Raw genomic sequence first — 5,109 nt, 5'->3', positions numbered from 1 at the left:
CGTTAACGTGAAATGGCCACCCAGCGTTGGGTGGCCATTTCTCGAAAGAAGTCCGGCGGTGTCCTACTCTCCCACAGGGTCCCCCCTGCAGTACCATCGGCGCTGAGAGGCTTAGCTTCCGGGTTCGGAATGGGACCGGGCGTTTCCCTCTCGCTATGGCCGCCGAAACACTATTGATGTTTCAATCGTGCATAACAAAAGTCAATTGTCATGCGGTTCTCGACCGTACATCGAGAACCACTCAGTGGACGCGCGCATCTCGTTCAAACGAGGGTGTTATCAAGTCATCGGCTTATTAGTACCGGTCAGCTTCACGTGTTGCCACGCTTCCACATCCGGCCTATCAACCCAGTAGTCTGGCTGGGAGCCTCTCGCCCGAAGGCATGGAAGTCTCATCTTGAGGCCGGCTTCCCGCTTAGATGCTTTCAGCGGTTATCCATCCCGAACGTAGCTAATCAGCGGTGCTCCTGGCGGAACAACTGACACACCAGAGGTTCGTCCAACCCGGTCCTCTCGTACTAGGGTCAGATCCTCTCAAACTTCCTACGCGCGCAGCGGATAGGGACCGAACTGTCTCACGACGTTCTAAACCCAGCTCGCGTACCGCTTTAATGGGCGAACAGCCCAACCCTTGGGACCTACTCCAGCCCCAGGATGCGACGAGCCGACATCGAGGTGCCAAACCATGCCGTCGATATGGACTCTTGGGCAAGATCAGCCTGTTATCCCCGAGGTACCTTTTATCCGTTGAGCGACAGCGCTTCCACAAGCCACTGCCGGATCACTAGTCCCGACTTTCGTCCCTGCTCGACCTGTCAGTCTCACAGTCAAGCTCCCTTGTGCACTTACACTCGACACCTGATTGCCAACCAGGTTGAGGGAACCTTTGGGCGCCTCCGTTACTTTTTGGGAGGCAACCGCCCCAGTTAAACTACCCACCAGGCACTGTCCCTGAACCGGATTACGGTTCTAAGTTAGACATCCAGAGTGACCAGAGTGGTATTTCAACAATGACTCCACATGAACTGGCGTCCATGCTTCAAAGTCTCCCACCTATCCTACACAAGCCACACCGAACACCAATACCAAGCTGTAGTAAAGGTCACGGGGTCTTTCCGTCCTGCTGCGCGTAACGAGCATCTTTACTCGTAATGCAATTTCGCCGAGTTCGCGGTTGAGACAGTTGGGAAGTCGTTACGCCATTCGTGCAGGTCGGAACTTACCCGACAAGGAATTTCGCTACCTTAGGATGGTTATAGTTACCACCGCCGTTTACTGGGGCTTAAATTCTGAGCTTCGCCTTGCGGCTAACCCGTCCTCTTAACCTTCCAGCACCGGGCAGGCGTCAGTCCGTATACATCGTCTTGCGACTTGGCACGGACCTGTGTTTTTAGTAAACAGTCGCTACCCACTAGTCTCTGCGGCCTCCAAACGCTTTCGGAGCAAGTCCTAATACGCCGAAGGCCCCCCTTCTCCCGAAGTTACGGGGGCATTTTGCCGAGTTCCTTAACCACGATTCTCTCGATCTCCTCGGTATTCTCTACCTGACCACCTGAGTCGGTTTGGGGTACGGGCGGCTGGAACCTCGCGTCGATGCTTTTCTCGGCAGCATAGGATCACCCACTTTTCATCCGCATCGTGTCTCAGCCTGTATGAGCGACGGATTTGCCTATCGCTCGGCCTACGCACTTGCCCCGGGACAACCATCGCCCGGGTTGGGCTACCTTCCTGCGTCACACCTGTTAATACGCTAACCGCACCAGCATGGGGTCGTGCGCTAGCCCTCGATCCGCTCCCCGAAGGGTTGAGAAAGAGGATTCGGGCACTTAGCACCACTGGATTGATTGGGGCGGTTCTTCGCCGGTACGGGAATATCAACCCGTTGTCCATCGACTACGCCTGTCGGCCTCGCCTTAGGTCCCGACTTACCCAGGGAAGATTAGCTTGACCCTGGAACCCTTGGTCTTTCGGAGGACGTGTTTCTCACACGTCTTTCGCTACTCATGCCTGCATTCTCACTCGTGTCGCGTCCACGGCTGGGTCACCCCGCCGCTTCACTCGCGACACGACGCTCTCCTACCCATCAACACGGCTGGACCACGAAGGCCTACCAATAATGTCAATGCCACAACTTCGGTGGCGTGCTTGAGCCCCGTTACATTGTCGGCGCGGAATCACTTGACCAGTGAGCTATTACGCACTCTTTCAAGGGTGGCTGCTTCTAAGCCAACCTCCTGGTTGTCTGAGCAACTCCACATCCTTTCCCACTTAGCACGCGCTTAGGGACCTTAGTTGGTGGTCTGGGTTGTTTCCCTCTCGACTATGAAGCTTATCCCCCACAGTCTCACTGCTGCGCTCTCACTTACCGGCATTCGGAGTTTGGCTGACGTCAGTAACCTGGTGGGGCCCATCGGCCATCCAGTAGCTCTACCTCCGGCAAGAAACACGCAACGCTGCACCTAAATGCATTTCGGAGAGAACCAGCTATCACGAAGTTTGATTGGCCTTTCACCCCTATCCACAGCTCATCCCCTCAGTTTTCAACCTAAGTGGGTTCGGCCCTCCACGACGTCTTACCGTCGCTTCAGCCTGGCCATGGATAGATCACTTCGCTTCGGGTCTAGGACACGCGACTGAATCGCCCTATTCAGACTCGCTTTCGCTACGGCTACCCCACTCGGGTTAACCTCGCCACGTATCGCTAACTCGCAGGCTCATTCTTCAAAAGGCACGCTGTCACCCCTACCAAGGAGGCTCCAACGGTTTGTAAGCAAACGGTTTCAGGTACTATTTCACTCCCCTCCCGGGGTACTTTTCACCTTTCCCTCACGGTACTTGTCCGCTATCGGTCATCTGGGAGTATTTAGGCTTATCAGGTGGTCCTGACAGATTCACACGGGATTTCTCGGGCCCCGTGCTACTTGGGATACTCTTCGCGTCAAGAGAGGCATTTCGACTACGGGGTTGGCACCCTCTATGACCGGCCTTTCAATGCCGTTCGTCTATACCTTCTTGTAACGCCGGCTGCTCGGCAGAACAGCCAGAAAAGTCCCACAACCCCGAATACGCAACTCCTGCCGGATATCACACGTACTCGGTTTAGCCTGTTCCGGTTTCGCTCGCCACTACTAACGGAATCGCGGTTGCTTTCTCTTCCTGTGGGTACTGAGATGTTTCACTTCCCCACGTTCCCTCTACCCGCCCTATATATTCAGGCGGGAGTCACTGGGTCGGCACGCCGCCCAGCGGGGTTTCCCCATTCGGAAATCCTCGGATCAAAGTGTGCTTATCCACTCCCCGAGGCTTATCGCAGATTGCTACGTCCTTCTTCGGCTCCAGATGCCAAGGCATCCACCGTTTGCTCTTAAAGACTTGAAATCACATGAGTTTGAATCGTCAATCGAAATTGACTAATGATCTAAAAGATCATCTGTGAAATGACTCTTTCGAGTCATCTCTAAGATGCTCGCGTCCACTGTGTAGTTCTCAAAGTACGGGCGGTACCCTCCCCGCCACCAGCCAAACAAGCCGGCGCAGAAAAGGCCCTGAGAGTCGGTCGGCTCCGAAGAGCACATCCGGTCCCTCAGGACCCAACAGCGTGCATGCCCCCACCCGTCCACCCCAGGCCGTTCCAACAGCAAAGCTGCGTACTAGACCCGAGATCTCCCGATGAGAGCCCCGTCAAATGTTCCACCCATGAGCTGACCGGCTGAGACATTCGCTCAGAACCGGCGCCTGGACACCCGTAGGTGCCAGATGCTCCTTAGAAAGGAGGTGATCCAGCCGCACCTTCCGGTACGGCTACCTTGTTACGACTTAGTCCTAATTACCGATCCCACCTTCGACGGCTCCCTCCACAAGGGTTGGGCCACCGGCTTCAGGTGTTACCGACTTTCATGACTTGACGGGCGGTGTGTACAAGACCCGGGAACGTATTCACCGCAGCGTTGCTGATCTGCGATTACTAGCGACTCCGACTTCATGAGGTCGAGTTGCAGACCTCAATCCGAACTGGGACCGGCTTTTTGGGATTCGCTCCACCTCACGGTATTGCAGCCCTTTGTACCGGCCATTGTAGCATGCGTGAAGCCCAAGACATAAGGGGCATGATGATTTGACGTCATCCCCACCTTCCTCCGAGTTGACCCCGGCAGTATCCCATGAGTTCCCACCATTACGTGCTGGCAACATAGAACGAGGGTTGCGCTCGTTGCGGGACTTAACCCAACATCTCACGACACGAGCTGACGACAACCATGCACCACCTGTATAGAGACCTTGCGGGGCGACTGTTTCCAGACGTTTCCTCTATATGTCAAGCCTTGGTAAGGTTCTTCGCGTTGCATCGAATTAATCCGCATGCTCCGCCGCTTGTGCGGGTCCCCGTCAATTCCTTTGAGTTTTAGCCTTGCGGCCGTACTCCCCAGGCGGGGAACTTAATGCGTTAGCTGCGTCACGGAATCCGTGGAATGGACCCCACAACTAGTTCCCAACGTTTACGGGGTGGACTACCAGGGTATCTAAGCCTGTTTGCTCCCCACCCTTTCGCTCCTCAGCGTCAGTTACGGCCCAGAGATCTGCCTTCGCCATCGGTGTTCCTCCTGATATCTGCGCATTCCACCGCTACACCAGGAATTCCAATCTCCCCTACCGCACTCTAGTCTGCCCGTACCCACTGCAGGCCCGAGGTTGAGCCTCGGGTTTTCACAGCAGACGCGACAAACCGCCTACGAGCTCTTTACGCCCAATAATTCCGGATAACGCTTGCACCCTACGTATTACCGCGGCTGCTGGCACGTAGTTAGCCGGTGCTTTTTCTGCAGGTACCGTCACTTTCGCTTCTTCCCTGCTAAAAGAGGTTTACAACCCGAAGGCCGTCGTCCCTCACGCGGCGTTGCTGCATCAGGCTTGCGCCCATTGTGCAATATTCCCCACTGCTGCCTCCCGTAGGAGTCTGGGCCGTGTCTCAGTCCCAGTGTGGCCGGTCACCCTCTCAGGCCGGCTACCCGTCGACGCCTTGGTGAGCCGTTACCTCACCAACAAGCTGATAGGCCGCGAGCTCATCCCTGACCGAAATTCTTTCCAACTGCTGAAGATGCCTTCGCAGCT

General features: G+C 55.6%; 3 rRNA genes. All 3 read right to left on the bottom strand.

Annotated features, from left to right (window positions below):
* Positions 1-50: 50 nt before the first annotated feature.
* Positions 51-167 (bottom strand): 5S ribosomal RNA (gene rrf / locus ABZ477_RS19055).
* Between the two features lie 108 nt (positions 168-275).
* Positions 276-3,378: ribosomal RNA gene (locus tag ABZ477_RS19050) — 23S ribosomal RNA — on the bottom strand.
* A 389-nt stretch (positions 3,379-3,767) separates the two neighbouring features.
* Positions 3,768-5,109, bottom strand: a 16S ribosomal RNA gene (locus tag ABZ477_RS19045); the annotation flags it as partial.

It is taken from the genome of Microbacterium sp. NPDC019599 (assembly GCF_040632175.1).
Lineage (GTDB): Bacteria > Actinomycetota > Actinomycetes > Actinomycetales > Microbacteriaceae > Microbacterium.
Note: the sequence above shows the minus strand (reverse complement) of the source record. Positions and strands in the feature narration are given on the sequence as shown.